This is a genomic window from Streptomyces sp. NPDC058001 (assembly GCF_042886315.1).
Classification (GTDB): Bacteria; Actinomycetota; Actinomycetes; order Streptomycetales; family Streptomycetaceae; genus Streptomyces.
Genome location: NZ_JBHVQT010000010.1, coordinates 297,927 through 317,650 on the forward strand (window position 1 = coordinate 297,927; position 19,724 = coordinate 317,650).

Below are 19,724 nucleotides of genomic sequence, written 5' to 3' on the forward strand. Positions count from 1 at the left end.
CATGATTTCCGTACCGGTACTGACGACGGCACGGCACGGGGAGCAGCGCATCGTGGAGCGAGTGGAGCAAGCGGTACGACCGATAGTCGAGGCGATCGTCGCGCGCGCCCCCAAGGGCTGGACGCGCGCGGTCCTGCACGGCCGGGCGGGGCGCGGCGGCACCATGGTGACCGGCGGCTACACCCGGAAGGGCCGACCGGACAACTCCGGCGTGCCCCACCCCTACGAGGACCTGATGGCGCTGGCGGAAGCGGTGCGCGAGGACCGCGGCTGGGAGTCCGTCAGCTTCGAAATCCAGTGCCTTCCGTCCGGCGCGTACCAACTCGTCGCCTTTCACGACGCCCTCACCCGGGTGACCGGCACGGACGGCGGCTTCCAGGTCGTCCTCGACCCCGCGTACCGGCTGCCCCAGCCAGGCGAGTGCCAGGAACGCGGCACCGCCGCACCGGCCGGCGACCCGGAGTTGGCGGTGGCCCGCTTCCGTACGTACATGGAACGGCGGGCCGCGATCATGGGGCACCCCGAGGAACTGCCGCCACCCGCCACCCCCGCGGCGATCGACGAGGCCGAACGCCGTATCGGCCGCCGACTCCCCGCCGACCTGCGGGCGCTCTACGCGATCGCCGACGGCGACGCGGTCGGCTTCGAGAGCCGCTATCTCTTCCACGACAGTTCCTGGCTCTCGCTGAAGCGTCTGGTCGCCGAGTACAGCGAGTGGGGTGCGGGCGAACGGCCGTGGTTCACCTGGGAGTTGGAGTGGGAAGCCGTCGTCTTCGACGCCACGCCCGCCGACACGGTCCGCCGCTGCGGAGGTCACCCCGGCTGGCTGCGCTTCGCCACCAGCGAGGACGGCAACTACCTGGCCGTCGACACGGACCCGGCCCGCGAGGGTCACCCCGGCCAGATCATCCGCACCGGCCGCGACTACGACGACGGACCGCATTACCTCGGCGACTCGATCACCTCACTCCTCGGCCGCTACCTGGAACTCCTCGACCAGGGCGCGTACGAGCAGGAGGACGACTACCTCTCCCTGCTCGACCCCGCCGGCGAACACGCGCCCCGCCAGATCATCGGCGACCTCACCACGCCGGTCCCGCCCACCCTCCAGGCCATCCACATCAACAACGTCACCGGCCTGGTCGACCTCACCCCACTCACCGCCGCGACCGGCCTCCGCCGACTGCACCTCAACCGTTCGTGGACGGCCGACCTGACTCCGGTACGGGACATGCCGGTCGAGTCTCTGCGGGTCGGCCTGTCCGGCACCGACTTGACCGCCCTGACGGACCACCCGCACGTGTCATCCCTCGACCTGAAGACGACCGCGCCGGTGGACCTCACCCCGCTGCGCACGGCACCCGGTCTGCGCGCCCTCGACCTCTCCGAGGCGGACCCGGAAGACCTGACAGTGGTGGCGGACCTGAAAAACCTCCGCTACCTCGCCCTTACGGGGCACCAGTGGTCCACGCTTTTGGACGCCGGCGCGGTACCCCACACCCTGGCCGCCGCCCGCCTGTCCGGCGCGGACGCATCCCTGGACGACGCCTTGGCCTGGGCGGCCCGCCTTGGCCTCGACACGGGGAACGCGGTGCGTGTCGGCGGCTACGAGAGACCGGCGACGGAACCAAGGGGGTACGGCGTAGGGGCGGGCCCATTGGGCCCGGCCATCCCTGAGCCCGGCCCGACGACCGGGGACGCCGGGGACGAGACCTAGTCCCAGTGGTGTTGCTTATGGTGTCGGGCAGCACTACGTCATAGGCGTGGACGGGTTTCGGCCGTCCGATGTCACCGGAGTGGGCAGGGCAACTCCGGTCGCGCGCGGTTCGGGCAGCGCACCAAGGCCAGGGACAGGTACGCGGGGCGTTCGAGGTAGAAGCCGAGTGAGACGTCGATGCCGGACTCCAGGTGTTCGGTGGTGGAGTTGACGAGTGTGGCCAGGTAGGTGGTGTCGCGCTGGGGGGCGGAGGCGAAGCGGGGCGCATACTCGGCCAGCCGTTCCCCGAGCCATGACGCTGCTTCCTTCGGCTCCTCCCAGGTGCCGCGTGCGAGACTCTTCGGTTTGATGAGCCAGTACGCGGTCACGAGTGGGGGTAGGTCGGTGGTGGGGAATTCGGCTGCGACTTCCCGGTAGCGGTGGATGAGGTCCGGGTTGCTTCCGGGTGGCGGCGGTTCGGGGTGTGGGGGCCGTCGCAGGGCTTCGTTGTCGTAACGCTGTTTGGGGCCGGTCCACAGATAGCCGTGGTGGTGCACCTGGCGTTTCCCGTCGGGTGGGGGCGGTCGATGAACCAGCCGGTCCCGATCCGGTTGAGGGTGGGCCGGGACCGGCTGGGGGGAGGGTCAGACGTTCGGCCCGAACCGCGCGGGGTCGATCCCGGCCGCGTCCAGTTCCTGCGCGGTGAACCGCAGCGGCTGTGCGTCCGGCCGCTTGCTGTCGCCCAGGGCCCAGGCGTCGTCACCGATCCGGGCCAGGGTCACGCACCCCTCGGTGCACGGGCCCCCGCACGCCTTCACGAACGAGGCCCCGCTGATGTCGAGCGCGTACAGGTCGATTCCGTTCTGCATCACTGCACCTTCCTGCTCAACTGATCACGGCCATGACTGACCGCCGCCGCCCATACCGGACGGGAGTTCAAGGGAGTGGGAAAGCTGGGCCGGCGAGGTGTCCGGACCTACGGCCTGGATTCCTGGGCAGCGGCCACGTTGCGGTCGCATACGGCGCTGTAGTCGCCTGTGGAGCGGGCGTTCTCGCGGGCGACCGACTGAGAAAGGCAGTCGGGGCAACCGGGCTTGGGTGACGGCTTGCCCGGCAGCTCCGACAGGCACGTCCCTACCGTGGGTTCGGTCACGGGCTCGGACGTTCTCTCTTCACTCTCCATGTCGTCATCTTCGGCGGGCCAGGGATCAGCCTCTAGCCTGTTTCCTGTTCCCGCAAAAAGTCGTCACGGATGTCTTCGACCAGATTCCGCATGTCGTCGTCGGACCGCGCCACTTGCGCGAATCCTTCGAACTTGTCAACGTAGAGACCCACATCTCGTGGATCTGTGACGACAACCTCGGCGTGGACCGTTTCCATGGTGACCACGCGGTCGTCGCGGATGACGAACGCATGATTCGCAATATCGTGCTGCTGAATCTCCAGCGGAACCACTCGGATGTCCACGTGGGCGAGCCGGGATATGGAGACGATGCGGTCAAGCTGCGCAGCCATCATCTGTGCCGGGACAATTCGCCACCGTAGGACTGGTTCCGTAATCACGAACCGCAAGGACTTGGTGTTGTCGTAGAGAACAGCTTGCCGTTCAAGTCGCCCGTTGATCGTTCGCGTGAGTGCATCCTCACTCAGATGGTGACGGCGCAGGACGGCCCGGATGTACTCGGGTGTCTGGAGCAGGCCGGGAACGAGTGCGGGTTGGAACAGCCGCAGCCTCGACATCTGGGCGTCCAGGGCTTTGGCGGCCTGCTGGCCCTTGTGAACCCCGATCCGCTTCAGGAGCCGCCACGCCGTCGCCTCAGTCGCCGATGCTCGGGCCGCCTCGGTGTATTCGGCCTTGACCTCTGCCGATACGCCGATGGCGGTCAGGATGCGCTCAACGTCCGTTGCGCCGGGTGCCAGCTTGGAATTCTCGATCTTCGATAGCTTGGACGGAGACATGAAGGCGCTGCGGGCCACCGCTTTGGCTTCCTTGCCGGATGCCACTCGCAGCGCCCGCAGTGCGGCCCCCAACTGTGCTCTGTTCACGTCCCGTACTTGGCCCACCATTCGGTGAACGGCTCCGCGTGTGCGAGTGCCGTGTCATGGTGCTGCGTGAATTCCGCCGATCGTTCCGGCGGCAGCATTTCCGAGCCGAGGTACTTCCCGTTTCCGTCGTAGTTCATCACGGCCACGGAAGTGGAGTCGAAGAACCAGAAATCGGGGACGTTCTCCAGAGGGTTGGGCCGGTCGGTGATGTCGAGAATGAAGAACTCTTCGCCACCGGTCATGTTCTTGTGGTATCCCCATCCAAGCTCGAAGCCAAGATAGTCCGTGAGTGGGCGGGCCAGGATATGAACCCGGTAGATCCTCTTCCCTCTTTCGGTGTGTGAGCGGATTTCTTCGACCCAGCCCGCGTTGTAGTCGTCCGGCTGTGGCTCTCCGGTCAGGAATGCTTGAAAGGCGTCCACGCTCCCGGACTTGCTGTAGTCGTCCAGGGTTTCCAGGCGGAACGCCTCGCGCTCGAACGAGTCGAACAGGTCGCCGAGGCTCTTAGATGAGGTTGTCACGGATGGCCTTCTGGATCAGTTCCATCGGGATCTCGACCAGGGTTTCGTGAGCGGGAATCTGAAGCCCGTGGTCGGCCGGCGTCTCGCCTTGTACCAAGAAGGTGTTGCGATCCGTCGCGTAGATCGTCGGGCAGTCCTTGATGTCGCACGTGCTGACCAGCTTCGTGACCTTCATGGTCTGGGTTCCCTTCTCTCCCATGCAGCTGCCAGTACTCCGCATCTGGGTTGATGCTCCCGAGCGTGGACTGGGCCGGTCAAGCGATCACGGTTGACGGAACGGGAAACTACGTAACCTCACGCCGAGTTGTCCCGGCTCATGGGTTGGACGGACTTCTTTTCCGGACCAAGGAATCGGTCATGAGCCCGCCGCGGCTCAAACGTCCCGGCAGGCCGGTCTTGCACATGTGTGCTGGGCAGTGCCGCTGATGCCCCGTACGACCGGTGGTGGCGGGGGAGAGCCCTGGTGCCGGTGACCCGGTAGTCACTCCCGGACGCACGAAGACCCCGTGGTCGGCCCGGCGTCAGCGGGCGGCGGCGCCGCCGTCCGCGGTTTCGGCGCGCAGGGCCTGCGCCACGCGCTCCTCGACGACGCGGGCGACGGCCCAGCAGGCCGCCGCGTCCAGCCGCTTGTACGTGGCCGCCGGACGTGCCTCCACGACGGCGGCCGTCTCCTTTGGCCCGGTCGTGACGCGGACCTGTACGGAGACCGTCGAGTCCGACGGCCCGCGCAGGGTCAGGTCCAGGGTGCCGTGCCCGAACGCGGTGATCTCGTCCAACCGCAGGACGGGGTCCTTCTCGACCGCGTGCCGCACGCTGTCCGTCAGCTGGAAGGCGGTCCTGCCCTCGATCGCGGGTATCCGCACCTCACGGACGGAGGGCAGGGCCACGGCTTCGGGGCCGAGCGTGAGCCCGTACCGGCGGGCCGTGCGGGCCGCGCTCACCACTGTGGAGGTGGACAGCACGGCGGCGAAGGCGAGGGCGCCCGCCGCGCCTGCGGCCAGGGCCTGGGGGGCGGCCCCGCTCCAGGGCGTGCCGTCGCCCAGGACCAGCGCGGCGGTCATGGCGACCGCGCACACCGCGCCGGTCGCCAGCGCGGGCAGGGCCAGCCGGCGGACGACCGCCAGCCAATAGCCGAGCATCGCACCGTTCCTCTCGCATGGGGGAAGTCGAACCATACGGCGCCCGGCGCCCCGGGGCTCTGCCGCCCCCGGGCGCCGGGCGGCGAGTAGGACTGGGCAGAGGATGCAGGCGTGTTCGTGTTTGCACGGAGTGCCGCAGCCCACCGCACCCCCACCGAACCCGCCGTCACCGCAGCCTCGACATGCCCCCTCGCACCGATCCGGCACCGATCCGGCCCGGTTCTGGCCCGGTTCCGGACCGGATCCCGCCAACCCCAGGGTCGTGGTGCGGTCGCGTCACTACGGTGGTGACGGTGAGCCGGTGTGTGTACGGGGGAGGACGGTGAGCCGTATGGCCGGGTGGGACGACGACACCGTGCGGAAGCTTTACTTCGGGCGTGATGACGCCGAGCACGACATGGCCGACGGGCTGCTGCGCGAAGGCTTCCTCGCCACCGCCGCGTACGAGGCCGTGCTGTCCGGGCGGAAGATCCTTGTCATCGGCCGCAAGGGCGTGGGCAAGAGCGCGATCTGCATGCGGCTGACCATCGACGGCGGGCGCGCCGGCAGCACCGTACTGATCACCCCGGACGACGCGGCGGGCGACGAGATCCGCCGATTCGAACTACAGGGTCTCACCGGAGACACCGCCAAGTCGCTGATCTGGCGTTACGTCTTCGCCGTACACGCGGCCCGCCACGTCATCACCCACGCCAGGGCGCGCCACGGACGACGGCTCCCCCCGTCCGTACGCGCGCTGCGCAAGTTCCTGCGCGCCAATGGCGAGGAGGGCGAGGCCCGGCTGTACGACAGGCTGGTCAGCGGCACCCGCGGCCTCCAGACCGCGCTGTCCCTGGAGGCGTTCGGCGTCAAGGCGTCGCTGGACCTGAACGGTTCCTCGGAGGGCGCCAGGGCGACCGCGCAGCTCGACATCCTGGAGAAGGGCGTCGCCGCCGCGCTGAAACAACTCGACTGCGCCGAGCGGCACGGGCCGCTGCTGGTGCTGGTCGATCAGCTGGAACAGGTCTGGTCGAACGACCCGGACAGCAAGGCCATGGTCACCGGCCTCCTGCTGGCGGGCAAGCATGTGGCCGGGGCATACGGAAAGGCCCTGCGCTGTGTGCTGTTCCTGCGCGCGGACATCTATGACTCCCTGGAGTTCAGCGACGGCGACAAGTACCGGGGCGACGAGATCCGTGTCGCATGGTCCGGTGACGAACTGGAGGAGTTGGTCCTCACCCGCGCGTCCGTTTCCCTCGGACGGCGGCTGACCCCGGCGGAACTCTGGGGGCAGGTGTTCCCCGAACAGGTCGAGGGCCTTCCCGCGGCGGAGTACCTCTTCTCCCACTCGCTGCCCCGGCCCCGGGACACGATCCAGTTCCTCAACCTGTGCCGGGACAAAGCGACGGAACGCGGACACGCGACGATCAGCACGGACGACATCGCCCAGGCCACACGGCAGTTCTCCGAGTGGAAACTTCAGGACCTCGCCCGCGAGTACCTGGTCAACTTCCCCTTCCTCAGCAGGGTCTTCGCCATGTTCCAGAACACCGGCTACGTGGTGATGAGGTCGGCACTGGAGAGCCGTTTCGAGGAGCACCGTGAGGCATTACACGCACGGTTTCCCGACTACACCGACACCCTCACCGTGGACGGCGTCATCGACGTGCTGTTCGGGGTGAACTTCCTGGGAGTACGGCGCGGCAGCGAGGTCATCCACACAGGAGACGGCCAGGTCGCCGTCCAGCCGCACGAGACCGAGTTCCATATCCACCGCTGCTTCCGCCCCGCACTCAACGCGCTCAACTCCACCGAGCTGCGCCCTTACAACCCGGTGCAGCGGGCGCATGTCATCGGCGGTGCGCAGAACAACTTCGGCACGGTGGTGCAGGGCAGGTTGATCAATGCGGACATCGTCATCGGGCGCCGCCGGGACTTCACCCTGGCCCAGTCACTGATCGACTCCTGCGAGCGCATCCGACGGCAGCTCGGCCGGGCCGACGTCCCCGCCGAGGCCGCCTACGAGATCTCGGTCCAGGTGGGCCGCGTCGTGGACGACGCCTCACAACTGCTGGCCCAACTGCGCGACGGGAACGCACGGGACGTGGTGAGCCACCTGGTGGGCGCCACCAACTACCTCAACGCCTTGGCGACCCAACTGGTCGAGAACGGGGTGGACGGCGGTGACGGCATACGCAGCGTCGTACGCCGTATCCAGGACGAGACACGTGGGTTGAGCCGGGAGATCGGCGGCGGCTCCAACACCGGCTGACCGGCGGCGAGTTCCCCCTCGCTCACCGCGGTTCGATCCACGGGCGGAGTTTCTCCGGGTTGCGGACCGCCCAGATACGCGTGATCCGGTCGCCGGCGAGGCTGAACGCCGCCACGGTCACGGTGACACCGGCGTGCTGCGCGACCAGGCCGGGCCCGCCGTTGACCGTCCGCTCCAGAAGCGTCAGCCCGGGGGCCTTGTCGGCGATGTGGATCAGGTACTGGGCGATGCGCTCGCCGCCCTCGACCGGGCGGAGGACGGTGCCGACCATGCCGCCGCCGTCGGCGATCATCGTGGCGTCGGGGTCGAGCAGATCGACAAGGGCCTCGATGTCCTTGGCCTCCCACGCCTCCTTGAAGTGCCGTACCAGACCGGCCTGTCCGGCTGTCGGCACCTCCGTAGCCCGTTCGGCGCGGATACGTCGACGGGCCGAGGACGCCAACTGGCGGCAGGCCGCGGGTGTTCGGCCGACGATCTCGGCGATCTCGGCGAAGGGGTAGCGGAAGACGTCGTGCAGGATGAACGCCACCCGTTCGGCCGGCGCCATCGACTCCAGTACGACGAGGAAGGCCATGTTCACCGACTCGTCCAGCGTGACCCGGTCGGCGGGATCGGCCTCGCCGTCCCCCGCACGCCCGCTGAACCACTCCCTGCGGTCGGGCAGCGGCTCGGGAATCCAGGCGCCGACGTAGCGCTCGCGCCGTACCCGCGCCGAGCCGAGCAGGTCCAGGCAGATGCGGCTCGCCACCGTCGTCAGCCACGCGCCGGGCGACTCGACGGCCTCCCGCCGCTGCCGGGACATCGCGTACCAGCGGACGTAGGTCTCCTGTACGGCGTCCTCGGCCTCGGCCAGTGAACCGAGCAACCGGTAAGCGAGGTTCGTCAGTTGACGCCGCTCACCGACGACCGCGCTCAGCTCCGGCTCGTACCGGTCGTCCCCCGACCCGGATGGGACCGATGAGGTACTCATGCTCGCGACCGCTCCCTGGTCTCTCTGGCCCGCTTCCGCTCCCGGTACTCCGAACACTCCGACGAAACACCGCTCACATTTCGGGGGCCTACGTCGTCGGATCAGTGAGACACCATCGAAAAGGTACAGGGGGACCACGTCATGGCCATACGGACGACGACGGCGGCGGCAGCGGCGGAACGGGGCGGCGGCCTCACCTTCGTGCGGGTCGCGATCTCCTTGCAGACCTTGGCCCTGTTCTTCCAGGCGGTCACCGCCGGACTGCTGCTCTCCTCGTCCCACGGCGAGGTACTGCACAGCGTGGGAGCGCGTGTGATGTACGGCGCGTCGATGCTGTACGTACTCGCCGCGATCCTGGCGTGGCGGCCGGGCGGCGGGTCGCCCCGTCCCATCCTCTACGCGTCCGGCTTCCTCGTACTCGCCTCGGTACAGGTGGTGTTGGGCATCGCGCACATGCCGTCGCTCCATGTGCCCCTGGGCGTCCTCATGTTCGGGCTCAGTGTGCTGGCGCTTGTCCCCGGGCGAACCCCCTGACCTCCGCGACCTCCACCGCGCTCACCAGGCGATCGTCCGGCCCAGGTAGTCGACATAGTGCAGACCCGGGCTGTCCCGGAGGTCGTCCAGTGTCCTGACCACGTTCGGGATGCTCTCGTCGATGTCGAGCCGGGCTCCCGGGCCGCCCAAGTCGGTCCGCACCCAGCCGGGGGCCATGAGGACCAGGGGGCGTGGTTCGCCGCTGTGCCGCGCCGCGTAACTGCGCATGAAGGTGTTGAGCGCGGCCTTGCTGCCCCGGTACACCTCGTGGCCGCCGCTCTCGTTGTTGGCCACGCTGCCCTGGCCCGAGGACATCACCGCGATGGTGCCCGCGGGCGCGACGCGGTCCTGGAGGGCCTCGATGACGCGCAGCGGGCCCAGCGCGTTGGTGACCATGACCCGGACGAACTCCTCGGTGGAGGTCTGCGCCACCGTGTCATCGGCCGGGTTCGTGACGCCGGCGTTCACGAAGAGCAGATCGAACATCCGGTGGGCCATACGGTCGTTCAGCGCCGCGATCTGCTCGGGCTCCGTGACGTCGACGGTCTCGATCTCGATCTGCCCGGGGTAGGTGTCGGCGAGATCACGCAGACCGGTCCGGGCCGAGCCACGCACGGTGGCCACGACATGTCGGCCGGCCCGCGCCCACTCCCCGGCCAGCGCGAGACCAAGACCACGGGACGCGCCGATCAGGAGCACGCGACTGCCGGGCGCAGGCGAGGACGGCTCAGAGTGACCATTCGAGTGAGAGAGGGACATAGCAACGATTGTGCGAGACACGACGTCAAAGCGCTCGGGAAGTTCTTCCGAGGAGTGCCGGGAGTGCCGGGAGTGTCGGGGACAGCGGACGGATAACGGACGCATAGCGGACACCTCCTGTCCGCTATCCCTGGGACGGTTGTTCCGTGCCGAACCGCCGGAACGACCACAAGGACCCGATCACCGTGCCCCCCACGACCACGCCCCCCATGCCGCGCGGAACCCTCGACAGCCGGCCGACCCGATGACCGTTCTCGACCGTCGCGCCCTCAACCGCGCCACCCTCGCCCGCCAGTTCCTGCTCGATCGCGCCGACGTACCGGTCATCGACGCCGTCGCCCACCTCTGCGGACTACAGGCGCAGGAGCCGCAGGAACCGTTCATCGGGCTCCGGTCCCGGCTGCGGGCGTTCGACCCGGCGGATCTCTCCGAGCTGCTGACCGGGCGTCGCGTGGTACGGACCCACCTCATGCGCCGTACCGTCCACCTCCTCACCGCCGACGACGCCCTCGCCTGGCGGGCCCGCCACGAGGCGATGCTGCGCCAACGGGTGGTCGGCACCTACCGCCGCGAACTCGAAGGCGTCGACTTCGACGCACTCGGCGCGGCGGGCCTGGCGGTGATGGCCGACGGCGAGCCCCGCACGATGACGGAACTGGTACGGCTGCTCGCCGAACACCGGCCCACACCGACGCCGACCCCGACAGCGACCCCGGCACCGGCATCGGAACCGGCACCGCCACCGCCACTCGCACCGAGGGCCCTCGGCGAACTGCTCTTCCCCGCCCTGATCCCGGCCGCCCAGATCCCCCCGCGCGGGCTATGGCGTACCAAGGCGGGCGTACGCAATGTCCTGCTCTCCTCCTGGCTCGGCCGACCGGTCGAGCCGCTCCCTCTCGACGGCTCCGACCCGGTCGGCCAGACCCTGGTACGCCGCTATCTGGCCGCCTTCGGCCCCGCCGCCTCGGCCGATCTGCGCGCCTGGTGCGGCCTCGCCGGACTCCCGGCCGCCGTGGCCGCCGTACGCGAGGAGCTGGTGACCTTCCGCGACGAGCGGGGCCGCGAACTCTTCGACCTCCCCGACGCCCCGTGCCCCGACCCCGACACCCCCGCCCCGGTCCGCTTCCTGCCGGCGTTCGACAACGCGATCCTCGGCTACCAGGACCGGAGCCGGATCGTGGACGACGAGCACCGCGGTCTCTCGGTCGCCGGTGAGCGCGCCGTCCTGGTCGACGGCCGGGCCGCCGCGACCTGGAGCGTCGACGCCGACACCGTGGCCGTCACCCCGCTGCGCACCCTCACCCGAACCGAACGCGCCGCCGTCGCCGAGGAGGGCCGCGAGATGGCGTCGTTCCTGTCCGAGGGCGACAGCGACCGCGTACGAATCGCCACCGATCCGGGCTGAACCGAGCTGAACCGGGCCGACAACCGGGTCAACGAACCGACCGTCACGGAGAGTTCCGGCGGATGATCAGAACCGCCACATCGTCCGAACCCGACTGCGTGAGGTCGCTGGAGACGATCGCGTCCGCCAGGGTCTCCAGGGACTTCGGAGGGGCGCCCTCCGGCTGAGGCGCTGCCCAGGTCCTGAACAGGTCCGCCAAGTCGGCCACCGAGTCGTCGTACAGCCGGTCCGGATGGTCGACCAGTCCGTCCGTGTACAGCAACAGGCTGGCGCCGGGGACGAGTTGGCCGTGGTAGACGGGGTACGTGTCGTCGGGCTCGACGCCGAGGGGGAGGGCGCCCTGGACGGCGAGTTCATGGACCGTGCCGTCGGGCTCCGCCTGGAGCGGGTTCGGGTGGCCCGCGCGGACCAGTTGGAGGTGGCCCGCGCGCGGGGACACATCGACGATGCAGCAGGTCGCGAAGCGGTCCGTGTCGAGGCCCCACAGGGTGCTGTTGCCCCGCCGCATCAGATGCTCGGCCCGATAGCCGTCGGACGCGTGTGCCCGTAGCGCCGTACGGAGTTGGCCCATCACGCCCGCGGCCTGCGCGCTGTGGCCCTGGACGTCACCGATGATCAGCGACGCGCCCCCGTCCTCGCGGGTCAGCACGTCGAACCAGTCGCCGCCGACCTGCATGCCCTCGGCCGCCGGCAGATACCGCCCGGTGATCTCGAAGCCGGGCAGCGACGACAGCACGCGCGGCAACATCAGCGTCTGGAGTTCCGTCATCCGCCGCCGCGACAGGTCGGACAGCCGGGCGCGCGCCAGCGACTGGGCGAGGATCCCGGACACCGTCGTCGCCACGATCTGGTCGTCCGACGTGAAGTCCCGTGGTTCCGGATACGAGATGAGGCAAGTGCCGACCGTGCCGTCCGCCGAGTCCAGCGGCAGGAAGATGAACGCGTTGTGCCGCTCGGCGGGGCGCAGCCGGGGATCCGGGAACCGCTCCAGGTAGGCGCGGCGCGAGCCGAGGAAGAGAGGGCCGCCTGAGAGCAGCGCCGCCGCCATCGGGTTGTCGTCGACCCGGCCGATGAGCCGCAGCCGCTCCCTCGTGTCGGCGGGATACCCCACCGCGCCCTCCAGGATCAGCCGCCCCTCGTGCTCGATGTGCACGGCGAGCGCGATCGCGCCCAGCTCGGGCAGCACGATCCCGGTCATCGCGTCGAGGACGTCCCGCGTCGACAGCGCGGCGGCGAACGCGTGGGTCATGCGCAGCACGAAATCGCGGTGCGCCTCGCGCCGGGACTCCCGCTCCCGCTGCTCCGTACGGTCCCAGACCACACCGGTCAGGGACTCCGGCTGCCCGCCGGGCCCGCGCTGGACGGTGCCCTTGCTCTCCACCCAGTGGACGGAGCCGTCGGGCCATACGACCCGGTACACACAGTGGTAGTCGCCGCTCTCCAGACCTTCCTGGATGGTCCGGCCGAGCCGCTCGCGGTCATCGGGGTGCACGGCGTCCATGAACGTGTCGAAGCGCGAGTCGAAGGTCTCGGGGTCAAGCCCGAAGAGCCGGATCTGCCGCTCGTCCCAGAAGATCGCGCCCGTGCGGATGTTCCACTCGAAGGAGCCGATCTCGCCGCTGGACATGGCCAGTTCGACCCGGGTCTGATAGCTGCGCCGTGCCTCGTTACGGCCCGTGGGGTCCTGGCGCGGACTGTCCGAGGGAAGCAGCGCGGACCCTTCCACGGCGAGCAGGTGTTCAAGCCGGTGCGCGCACACGTCGGTGACCATGACCATCAGCCGGTGATCCCTGTCGGAGAGCGGGCCGGGGCGGCGCAGCTCCACGATCAGGGCGCCCAGAACCCGGTCGTCGACGAGCAGCGGCATCGTGACGAAGTCGGTGGGCACCTTGAGGGCGGCGAGGTCCGGATACCGGTCGCGGTAATCGGCGGACAGCCCGTAGAACGGGCGCCGCTCGCGGACGGACATGGCGATCGGCAGCGCGGCGTCCGGGGCGATGACCGCGAAGCGGTCCATCACCTCCTGGTCCATGTCGCGCTGGGCGGCCAGCCGCAGCCAGCCCTCCTCGTCGGTGAGGTAGATGGCGCCCGCCTGGGCGCCGAGCCCGGACAGATCGAGGTCGAGAGCCGTGTTCAGGAGCGTGGCCGAGTCGGGGGAGCCGAGGAGCCGGATCACGCTTTCCGGAAGGAGGGGCCCGCCGACCTGCTGGTTGATGTCCTCCGTCACCGCGCCTCACCTCCTCGCTCGTGGTGGGTGAACCGCGTGATCCAACCCCCACTGTAAGAAACTTCGTGAACACTGCCAAATACATCTAATAGCCACCCAACAACTTCATAATCCTTAAAATCTACTGAATAAACTCTTTACTCTTCTTTGCTCAGTTCACGCTTTATTCGGTCTTTTCGGGCAATGGGACACGTGACCCAGGTGACCAGGAACCTCGTGACCGAAGGAGACCCGTGACTCAAGCAGCCGAGACCGAGACACCGGTGACCTCGCTCGTCGAGGACGCCACGCTGGCGCCGTCCCTGCACAACGCCCAGCCGTGGATGTTCCGCTACGACCCGGGCCGCCGGACCTTCCAGATACGGGCCGATCCCGCGCGGCAACTGCCCGGGATGGACCCCGACCGGCGCGCGCTGCACCTGGGCTGTGCCGCAGCCGTCCTCAATCTGCGGGTCGCCGCGGCGCACGCGGGCCGGGCATCGGCCACCCGGCTGCTGCCCGACCCCGACGACCCGGACCTGATGGCCGAGGTCACCCTCGGGGAACCCGTACGCGGGTACGACGAGCTGGCCGACCTGTACCCCGCCCTGCACCGCAGGCACACCAGCCGTTTCCCGTTCAGCGAGGAACGGATCGAGGAGCCGCTGCTCGGCGTACTGCGGCGGGCCGCGCTCCTGGAGGGCGCGCGGCTCGTGTTCCCGGACGCCTTCCACAGCCAGACCATCGTGGACCTGGGCCGCGAGGCGGCGCTGCGTGAGGCCCAGGACACCACGCTGAGCGAGGAGTTGGCGCAGTGGACGGACATCGACGGGGACGACGGGATCCCGCGGTACGCGTTCGGGCCGCTCCAGTCCGCCGGAGGCGCGCCGGTACGCGACTTCGACGCCGGACGGACAGTCCCGCACCGTGAGTCGGTGGTCTTCGAGGACACCCCCCAACTCGCCCTGCTCGGCACCGCCGACGACACCCCGATGGACTGGCTGCGCGCGGGCCAGGCCATGGAACGCGTCCTCCTGGAGGCCACCCTCGACGGACTCGCCACCTCGGTCGCGTCCCAGGCCCTGGAGTGGTCCGAACTCCGCTGGGCGGTACGGGACCCGCTGTCCCCGATGGGCCATGTCCACATGGTGATCCGCCTCGGCTACGGTCCGGCGGGCCCGGCGACCCGGCGGCGTCCGGTGTCGGAGGTGCTGTCGATTGGAGGCTGAGGGCAAGCCCTGAGGAACTGGGCTCACTTGGCGTCGGCGTAACACTCCACCACCGTCGTCGTGAACGGGAAGCGGACCGGGGTCTCGCCGAAGGTCAGCCGGGCCGCGAGGGCCCCGGCCTCCTCGATCGCCGCCGCCACGGTCTCCGCCTCGTCGGCCGGGCAGTGCACGATGACCTCGTCGTGCTGGAAGAAGACCAGCTCCGCCGCGAGTCCCGCACAGGCGCGGCGCAGCGCTGCGAGCAGGAGCAGGGTCCACTCGGACGCGCTGCCCTGGACGACGAAGTTCCTCGTGAAGCGGCCCCGCGCGCGGGAGTTGGACGAGGCGTAGCCCGGTGTGAAGCCGTACCCCGGGTCGGCTCCGGAGGTTCCGTCGCCGTCGGCGGACCCGTCGCCCGTCGTCGCCGGTTCGTCCTGGGGGATGCCCGCCTCCTCCAGGCCCGCCAGGTCGCCCGCGCCCGCCGCCGGGGGACAGGTACGGCCGAGCCAGGTCCGCACCAGGCGCCCTTCCTCGCCCGCCCGCGCCGCGTCGTCGACATAGGCCACCGCGCGCGGGAAACGGCGGCGCAGGGCGGCGAGGTTCTTCAGGCCGTCGCCCGATGTCTGGCCGTAGACCGCGCCGAGCACCGCGATCTTCGCCTGGTCGCGGTCACCGGAGAAGGCGCGGTCGGACACCGACTGGTACAGATCCGTGGCCCGGCCCGCGACCTCCATCAGACCCGGGTCACGGGAGATCGCCGCCAGGACGCGCGGCTCCATCTGGTCCGCGTCGGCGACGACCAGCCGCCACCCCGGGTCGGCGACCACCGCGCGCCGGATCACCTTCGGGATCTGGAGGGCGCCCCCGCCGTTGGTCACCCAGCGCCCGGTGACCGTACCGCCCGGCAGATACTCCGGGCGGAAGCGGCCGTCGCGCACCCAGTCACCGAGCCACGACCAGCCGTGCGCCACCCAGATCCGGTACAGCTTCTTGTACTCGATCAGCGGCTTCACGGCCGGGTGGTCGACGGACTCCAGCTCCCAGCGCCGCGTCGAGCGCACCTTCACGCCCGCGCGCGCGAACGCCTTCACCACCTCCGCGGGCAGATCGGGGCGGACGCGGTGCCCGAAGGCCGCCGACACCTCGTCGGCCAGCTCCGCGAGGCGGCGCGGCTCCCCGCCCGCGTACCGCTCGCCGAGCAGTTCGCGCAGGACCTCGCGGTGCACGTCCGCGCGCCAGGGCAGCCCCGCCGCGTTCATCTCCGCGGCGACCAGCGTCCCCGCCGACTCGGCCGCCGTCAGCAGCCGCATCCGGGCGGGGTACTCGGCCGCGTCGTGCCGGCGCTGCTGATCGGCGTAGACCTCCAGGAGCGCGTCCAGCGCCATGGACACCGGCTGCGGCTCGAACAGCGGGGATTGCGCGCCCGGTTCGGCGGAGCGCTGCGGGGGGTCGGGCGGTACGGGCGCCTGGTGCAGCCGTGCCCAGGCCGCCGCCGCCGAGTGCGGTTCCCCGAGTCTGCCCTCGTGCCCGAGAAGCAGACTCTCGGCGGCCTCGATGTCGTAACACCGCTCCACGGGGACGCCGGCGGCGAGCAGACGGGGATACACATCGGCGGTGGACCGCCAGACCCAACGGGTGACATCGGGCCGCGACCGGACGGCTTCGACGAGGTCGGGCTCCTGAAGCACCGGCCCTGCGGGCAGCCCGTCCGAGCCGAGGGCGGCCACCTGCACACTGCCACCCTCGACCGCCGCCAACGCCCACCGCCCACTCATACTCGCGAGTCTCGCAGGCGGCACTGACAATCCAGCCAACTTATCCACAGCCTGTGGACAAGTTCACTCACCCGCCCCTGAGAACATGGACCCGTGGAAATAGACCAGGCCCTGGGCACCGCCCTGTACCAGGACGGAGACGCCGCCCTCGACACGGCGGCCTCCCTCCTGGCCGCCACCCCCTCGGCGGACGCCGAACTCGCCCGCCGCGGCGAGCAGTTCCTGAACGCCGCCTGGCACCGCGGCTGGCAGCCGGGCGACATCGTACGGATGGTCCGCCGCGACCTCGCGGACCCGCACCTGCGCGTCGCCGCCCACCTGATCCGCTCCGAGACATCCCGGTACGCGTCCCTGCCGCCCCGCTGGCCCGACCAGCTCGCCACCCTCGCCGCACTCACGGAACCGTCCGCACCGCCGAGCGACCGTTTCTCGTACGCCACCACCGTCCTGGAGCTGTACCGGCTGCTCCTCGCACTCCCCGCGATCGAACCGGTCGGGCCACCGCCGGGCACCGCCACGGTCGCCGCCCCGACCGTGGGCGAGCCGCGCATGCTCACCCGGATCCGGGCCCTGCTCGCCAAGGCGGAGGCGACGACCTTCCCCGAAGAGGCGGAGGCGCTGAGCGCGAAGGCGCAGGAGCTGATGGCGCGGCACAGCGTGGACGAGGCCCTGTTGTCGTCCCGTACGCGCGCGGGTGCACGCGATGTGCCGCCCGGCGCCTGTCGCATCGGTGTGGACGCCCCGTACGAGACGGCCAAGGCGGTCCTGCTCGACGCGGTCGCCACCGCGAACCGCTGCCGCGCCGTGTGGAACGGTGACCTGGGGTTCTCGACGGTCGTCGGGTTCGACGCGGACCTGGAGGTCGTGGAGTTGCTGTACACCTCGCTCCTGGTGCAGGGCACGGCGGCGATGACCCGCGCGGAGGCCGCCCAGCGCGCCGCCGGACGCAAGCGGACGAAGACGTTCCGACAGTCGTTCCTGGCCGCGTACGCGCACCGGATCGGCGACCGTCTGACCGCGACGGCGCGACGCGTGACCTCGGCGGAGCCGGAGTCGCTGCCCGTACTCGCCGCACGCGAGGTCGCGGTCGCGGCGAGTACGGAGCGCATGTTTCCGCACACCACCCACGCGCGCGTGCGGGGTGTTTCCGACGAGGCCGGCTGGACCGACGGCACCCGCGCGGCGGACGCGGCGACCCTCCGGCACGCCGGAGGAGACGCCGCGATCGGATCAGCGTGACGAGTACGGCAGGAGTGCCATCTCGCGCGCGTTCTTGATCGCCCGCGCCAACTGCCGCTGCTGCCGCGCCGAGATCCGGGTCACCCGGCGGCTGCGGATCTTGCCCCGGTCCGAGATGAACCTCCGGAGCAGATCGGTGTCCTTGTAGTCGATGTACGTGATCTTCGCCTGGTCCAGTGGGTTGGGCCGGGACTTGACCGGCCCCCGTTCGGGCTTGCGGGGCATGGGATCAGACCTCCAGGAGGGTGTCGAAGGCGGGCGGCAGCCGCTTCCAGGCGGCGCGCCCCGCGGCGTACTCGGCGTCGGTCAGCAGGCAGGACTCCAGGAGGTCCGCCAGACCGTCCCGGTCCAGACCCGGCGAGGTGAAGACGAGGTGCTGGCAGCAGTCGCCGTGCTCGGGGTGCCAGTCGAGCGCGGCGGCGGCCCGCCGCACCGGCGGCACCATCTCCCAGGCCGCGTCCGGCAGCGCCGCGAGCCACGGCCCCGCGCTCTCCACGCACAGGGCACCCCCGGCCGCGTCCCAGTGCAGCAGTGTGTCGGGTCGGTCGGCGAGCCAGAACCGGCCACGGCTCCGGGCCGCCGCACAGGTCAGGTCCTCCAGGGCCGCGTACAGCCGCTCCGGGTGGAAGGGCCGGCGCCGGTGCCAGACGAGCGTGGACACACCCGCCTCGTCGGCGTCGGCGGGAAGCCGCGCGCACGCCGGGTGCTGCGCCGCCGCCGCGGCCTCCACGTCGAAGCCGCCGAACGCGGCGCCCGCCAGGTCACCGTGGCCGATCGGAACCCGGCGGGCCGTCGGATGGAGCTGCGCCAGCAGGGCCCGGTCCTCGTCGTCGGCCTCGGGTGAGTCCGCGACGGCGAGCACGGGCGCGTACTCCAGTTGGCGTGCCCAGGTGTCGGCGACGGTCCGCTGGTCGGTCGCGGCGGCGGCGAGCCCCACGTCGGCCAGGTCGTCGCCGTTGCCGAGATAGGGCAGCAGCAGCGCGGGATCGACCGCGGTGATCACCGCGCTGACCGTGAAGCCGTGCGCGGCGACCACCTCGGCCATCGCCTTCGGCTCGACGGAGTCCCACAGCTCGACCACCGCGAGCCGCACTCCGGCGCCGCTGTCACGGAGCCGGGCGATCTCCGGTACGAGGTCCTCGCGCAGCGCGCAGCACGCGCAGTCGTTGACCAGGGGAGTGTCCCCGGTGGAGAGGACCCCGCCGGCGTCCCGGACCGTCCGCGTCACGGTGCCTTCGGGCGCCGTCGACAGGTCGTGGTGCAGGGCGACACTCCCCGGGACGGTGGCGAGCAGCCGCTCGACCGCCTCCTTCCGGGCGTCGGCGTGCAGCCCGCCGACGAGGGCGACATACAGGCCCCCGCGCGCGGCAGGGCGCGCGCGGGGGCCGTCGTCCGGATCGGCGCCGGAGTCGGCTCCGGGTTCGGCGCCGGGATCCGCTCCGGGTTCGTGACCGGCAGTCATCAGCCGGCCTCGCCCCGGCGGGCGTCCCGCCCGTACCGGCGCTCGAAGCGCTCGACGCGCCCCGCCGTGTCCAGGACGCGGGCGTTGCCCGTGTAGAAGGGGTGGCTGACGTTCGAGATCTCGACGTCGACCACGGGATAGGTGGCGCCGTCCTCCCACTCGACCGTCTTGTCGCTGGTCGCGGTCGACCGGGTGAGGAAGGCGTGGTTCGCGGCGCGGTCGCGGAAGACGACCGGCCCGTACGCGGGGTGGATTCCGGGTTGCATGGCGTGTGTACCTGTGTCCTTCCTGGGCCGCGCGAGGGCGGCTCGGCTCAGCGCTCTTCGCGGAAGTCGACGTGCCGGCCGGCGACCGGGTCGAACTTGCGGAGCGTCATGCGATCGGGGTCGTTACGGCGGTTCTTGCGGGTCACGTACGTGAAGCCGGTCCCCGCCGTGGACCGGAGCTTGATGACCGGGCGGAGTTCGTTGCGTGCCATGCTGGTAGTGTAATGAAAATGGGTCCCATTTTCAA

At 70.4% G+C, this 19,724-nt stretch carries 20 protein-coding genes; 6 read left to right on the forward strand and 14 right to left on the reverse strand.

Features of this window, described 5'->3' with window-relative positions:
* Position 1: 1 nt before the first annotated feature.
* Positions 2 to 1,717 (forward strand): SMI1/KNR4 family protein, encoded by a 1,716-nt coding sequence (locus ACFVT5_RS26090; RefSeq protein ID WP_389892657.1) that lies wholly within the window; start codon positions 2 to 4, stop codon positions 1,715 to 1,717.
* Positions 1,718 to 1,788: 71 nt separating this feature from the next.
* On the opposite strand, the gene ACFVT5_RS26095 is transcribed toward ACFVT5_RS26090, so the two are convergent.
* The 6 genes from ACFVT5_RS26095 to ACFVT5_RS26120 all read right to left on the reverse strand — a co-directional run bounded on the left by ACFVT5_RS26095 (position 1,789) and on the right by ACFVT5_RS26120 (position 5,402).
* Entirely contained in the window at positions 1,789 to 2,253 is a 465-nt protein-coding gene (locus ACFVT5_RS26095; protein ID WP_389892660.1) for a hypothetical protein, read from the reverse strand.
* Between the two features lie 87 nt (positions 2,254 to 2,340).
* Positions 2,341 to 2,565 (reverse strand): DUF397 domain-containing protein, encoded by a 225-nt coding sequence (locus ACFVT5_RS26100; RefSeq protein ID WP_389892663.1) that lies wholly within the window; start codon positions 2,563 to 2,565, stop codon positions 2,341 to 2,343.
* 346 nt (positions 2,566 to 2,911) lie between these two features.
* Positions 2,912 to 3,742 carry a helix-turn-helix domain-containing protein gene (locus ACFVT5_RS26105; protein ID WP_389892666.1) on the reverse strand — a complete coding sequence of 277 codons (831 nt, stop codon included), beginning with the start codon at positions 3,740 to 3,742 and terminating at the stop codon, positions 2,912 to 2,914.
* Complete coding sequence (locus tag ACFVT5_RS26110; RefSeq protein ID WP_389892669.1) at positions 3,739 to 4,263, reverse strand: DUF6879 family protein; 525 nt, start codon at positions 4,261 to 4,263, stop codon at positions 3,739 to 3,741. The genes ACFVT5_RS26105 and ACFVT5_RS26110 overlap by 4 nt, the downstream gene beginning before the upstream one ends.
* Positions 4,247 to 4,438 (reverse strand): hypothetical protein, encoded by a 192-nt coding sequence (locus ACFVT5_RS26115; protein WP_389892672.1) that lies wholly within the window; start codon positions 4,436 to 4,438, stop codon positions 4,247 to 4,249. Before ACFVT5_RS26115 ends, ACFVT5_RS26110 begins: the two co-directional genes overlap by 17 nt.
* A 346-nt stretch (positions 4,439 to 4,784) precedes the next feature.
* Complete coding sequence (locus ACFVT5_RS26120) at positions 4,785 to 5,402, reverse strand: hypothetical protein (protein ID WP_389892675.1); 618 nt, start codon at positions 5,400 to 5,402, stop codon at positions 4,785 to 4,787.
* A gap of 331 nt (positions 5,403 to 5,733) precedes the next feature.
* Between ACFVT5_RS26120 and ACFVT5_RS26125 the strand changes: the two genes are divergently transcribed.
* Positions 5,734 to 7,653 (forward strand): P-loop ATPase, Sll1717 family, encoded by a 1,920-nt coding sequence (locus ACFVT5_RS26125; protein ID WP_389892678.1) that lies wholly within the window; start codon positions 5,734 to 5,736, stop codon positions 7,651 to 7,653.
* A gap of 22 nt (positions 7,654 to 7,675) precedes the next feature.
* On the opposite strand, the gene sigJ is transcribed toward ACFVT5_RS26125, so the two are convergent.
* Positions 7,676 to 8,623, reverse strand: a complete 948-nt coding sequence (sigJ, locus tag ACFVT5_RS26130) for an RNA polymerase sigma factor SigJ (protein ID WP_389892681.1) — start codon at positions 8,621 to 8,623, stop codon at positions 7,676 to 7,678.
* 141 nt (positions 8,624 to 8,764) lie between these two features.
* On the opposite strand from sigJ, the gene ACFVT5_RS26135 reads away from it, so the two are divergent.
* Positions 8,765 to 9,157, forward strand: coding sequence for a hypothetical protein (locus ACFVT5_RS26135; RefSeq protein WP_389892684.1), 393 nt, complete (start codon positions 8,765 to 8,767; stop codon positions 9,155 to 9,157).
* A 21-nt stretch (positions 9,158 to 9,178) separates the two neighbouring features.
* On the opposite strand, the gene ACFVT5_RS26140 is transcribed toward ACFVT5_RS26135, so the two are convergent.
* Complete coding sequence (locus ACFVT5_RS26140; protein ID WP_389892687.1) at positions 9,179 to 9,916, reverse strand: SDR family oxidoreductase; 738 nt, start codon at positions 9,914 to 9,916, stop codon at positions 9,179 to 9,181.
* 244 nt (positions 9,917 to 10,160) lie between these two features.
* Between ACFVT5_RS26140 and ACFVT5_RS26145 the strand changes: the two genes are divergently transcribed.
* A complete protein-coding gene (locus ACFVT5_RS26145) occupies positions 10,161 to 11,321 on the forward strand; it encodes a winged helix DNA-binding domain-containing protein (RefSeq protein WP_389892690.1) in 1,161 nt (386 codons plus the stop codon).
* A gap of 43 nt (positions 11,322 to 11,364) precedes the next feature.
* Here ACFVT5_RS26145 and ACFVT5_RS26150 read toward each other — a convergent pair whose 3' ends face one another.
* Positions 11,365 to 13,548: a SpoIIE family protein phosphatase gene (locus ACFVT5_RS26150; RefSeq protein ID WP_389892693.1), complete on the reverse strand. Its 2,184-nt coding sequence runs from the start codon at positions 13,546 to 13,548 to the stop codon at positions 11,365 to 11,367.
* Between the two features lie 233 nt (positions 13,549 to 13,781).
* Here ACFVT5_RS26150 and ACFVT5_RS26155 point away from each other — a divergent pair, with 233 nt between their 5' ends.
* The gene (locus tag ACFVT5_RS26155; protein ID WP_389892696.1) at positions 13,782 to 14,756 is read left to right on the forward strand and encodes an Acg family FMN-binding oxidoreductase; all 975 of its coding nucleotides are present in this window, start codon (positions 13,782 to 13,784) and stop codon (positions 14,754 to 14,756) included.
* A 23-nt stretch (positions 14,757 to 14,779) separates the two neighbouring features.
* Here the strand turns inward: ACFVT5_RS26155 and ACFVT5_RS26160 are convergent, their stop codons facing one another.
* Positions 14,780 to 16,510 (reverse strand): bifunctional 3'-5' exonuclease/DNA polymerase, encoded by a 1,731-nt coding sequence (locus ACFVT5_RS26160; protein ID WP_389892699.1) that lies wholly within the window; start codon positions 16,508 to 16,510, stop codon positions 14,780 to 14,782.
* Positions 16,511 to 16,603: 93 nt separating this feature from the next.
* Between ACFVT5_RS26160 and ACFVT5_RS26165 the strand changes: the two genes are divergently transcribed.
* Positions 16,604 to 17,749, forward strand: coding sequence for a DUF2786 domain-containing protein (locus tag ACFVT5_RS26165; RefSeq protein WP_389892702.1), 1,146 nt, complete (start codon positions 16,604 to 16,606; stop codon positions 17,747 to 17,749).
* Here ACFVT5_RS26165 and rpsR read toward each other — a convergent pair.
* From rpsR to rpmG, 4 genes are read right to left on the reverse strand one after another with little or no spacing between them, the layout of a single operon-like run.
* A complete protein-coding gene (gene rpsR, locus ACFVT5_RS26170) occupies positions 17,741 to 17,974 on the reverse strand; it encodes a 30S ribosomal protein S18 (protein ID WP_389892705.1) in 234 nt (77 codons plus the stop codon). The two genes, ACFVT5_RS26165 and rpsR, sit on opposite strands and share 9 nt — an antisense overlap.
* 4 nt (positions 17,975 to 17,978) lie before the next feature.
* Positions 17,979 to 19,211: a CobW family GTP-binding protein gene (locus ACFVT5_RS26175; RefSeq protein ID WP_389892708.1), complete on the reverse strand. Its 1,233-nt coding sequence runs from the start codon at positions 19,209 to 19,211 to the stop codon at positions 17,979 to 17,981.
* Positions 19,211 to 19,477, reverse strand: a complete 267-nt coding sequence (locus ACFVT5_RS26180) for a type B 50S ribosomal protein L31 (protein ID WP_389892711.1) — start codon at positions 19,475 to 19,477, stop codon at positions 19,211 to 19,213. Before ACFVT5_RS26180 ends, ACFVT5_RS26175 begins: the two co-directional genes overlap by 1 nt.
* A gap of 47 nt (positions 19,478 to 19,524) precedes the next feature.
* Positions 19,525 to 19,689, reverse strand: coding sequence for a 50S ribosomal protein L33 (rpmG, locus tag ACFVT5_RS26185; RefSeq protein WP_030846000.1), 165 nt, complete (start codon positions 19,687 to 19,689; stop codon positions 19,525 to 19,527).
* Between the last annotated feature and the right edge of the window lie 35 nt (positions 19,690 to 19,724).

Coding starts and splice junctions, on each gene's coding strand:
- ACFVT5_RS26090 (WP_389892657.1), top strand. CDS start 2: ATGATTTCCGTACCGGTACTGACGACGGCACGGCACGGGGAGCAGCGC.
- ACFVT5_RS26100 (WP_389892663.1), bottom strand. CDS start 2,565: ATGCAGAACGGAATCGACCTGTACGCGCTCGACATCAGCGGGGCCTCG.
- ACFVT5_RS26115 (WP_389892672.1), bottom strand. CDS start 4,438: ATGAAGGTCACGAAGCTGGTCAGCACGTGCGACATCAAGGACTGCCCG.
- ACFVT5_RS26120 (WP_389892675.1), bottom strand. CDS start 5,402: ATGCTCGGCTATTGGCTGGCGGTCGTCCGCCGGCTGGCCCTGCCCGCG.
- ACFVT5_RS26125 (WP_389892678.1), top strand. CDS start 5,734: ATGGCCGGGTGGGACGACGACACCGTGCGGAAGCTTTACTTCGGGCGT.
- sigJ (WP_389892681.1), bottom strand. CDS start 8,623: ATGAGTACCTCATCGGTCCCATCCGGGTCGGGGGACGACCGGTACGAG.
- ACFVT5_RS26135 (WP_389892684.1), top strand. CDS start 8,765: ATGGCCATACGGACGACGACGGCGGCGGCAGCGGCGGAACGGGGCGGC.
- ACFVT5_RS26140 (WP_389892687.1), bottom strand. CDS start 9,916: ATGTCCCTCTCTCACTCGAATGGTCACTCTGAGCCGTCCTCGCCTGCG.
- ACFVT5_RS26145 (WP_389892690.1), top strand. CDS start 10,161: ATGACCGTTCTCGACCGTCGCGCCCTCAACCGCGCCACCCTCGCCCGC.
- ACFVT5_RS26160 (WP_389892699.1), bottom strand. CDS start 16,510: ATGAGTGGGCGGTGGGCGTTGGCGGCGGTCGAGGGTGGCAGTGTGCAG.
- rpsR (WP_389892705.1), bottom strand. CDS start 17,974: ATGCCCCGCAAGCCCGAACGGGGGCCGGTCAAGTCCCGGCCCAACCCA.
- ACFVT5_RS26175 (WP_389892708.1), bottom strand. CDS start 19,211: ATGACTGCCGGTCACGAACCCGGAGCGGATCCCGGCGCCGAACCCGGA.
- ACFVT5_RS26180 (WP_389892711.1), bottom strand. CDS start 19,477: ATGCAACCCGGAATCCACCCCGCGTACGGGCCGGTCGTCTTCCGCGAC.
- rpmG (WP_030846000.1), bottom strand. CDS start 19,689: ATGGCACGCAACGAACTCCGCCCGGTCATCAAGCTCCGGTCCACGGCG.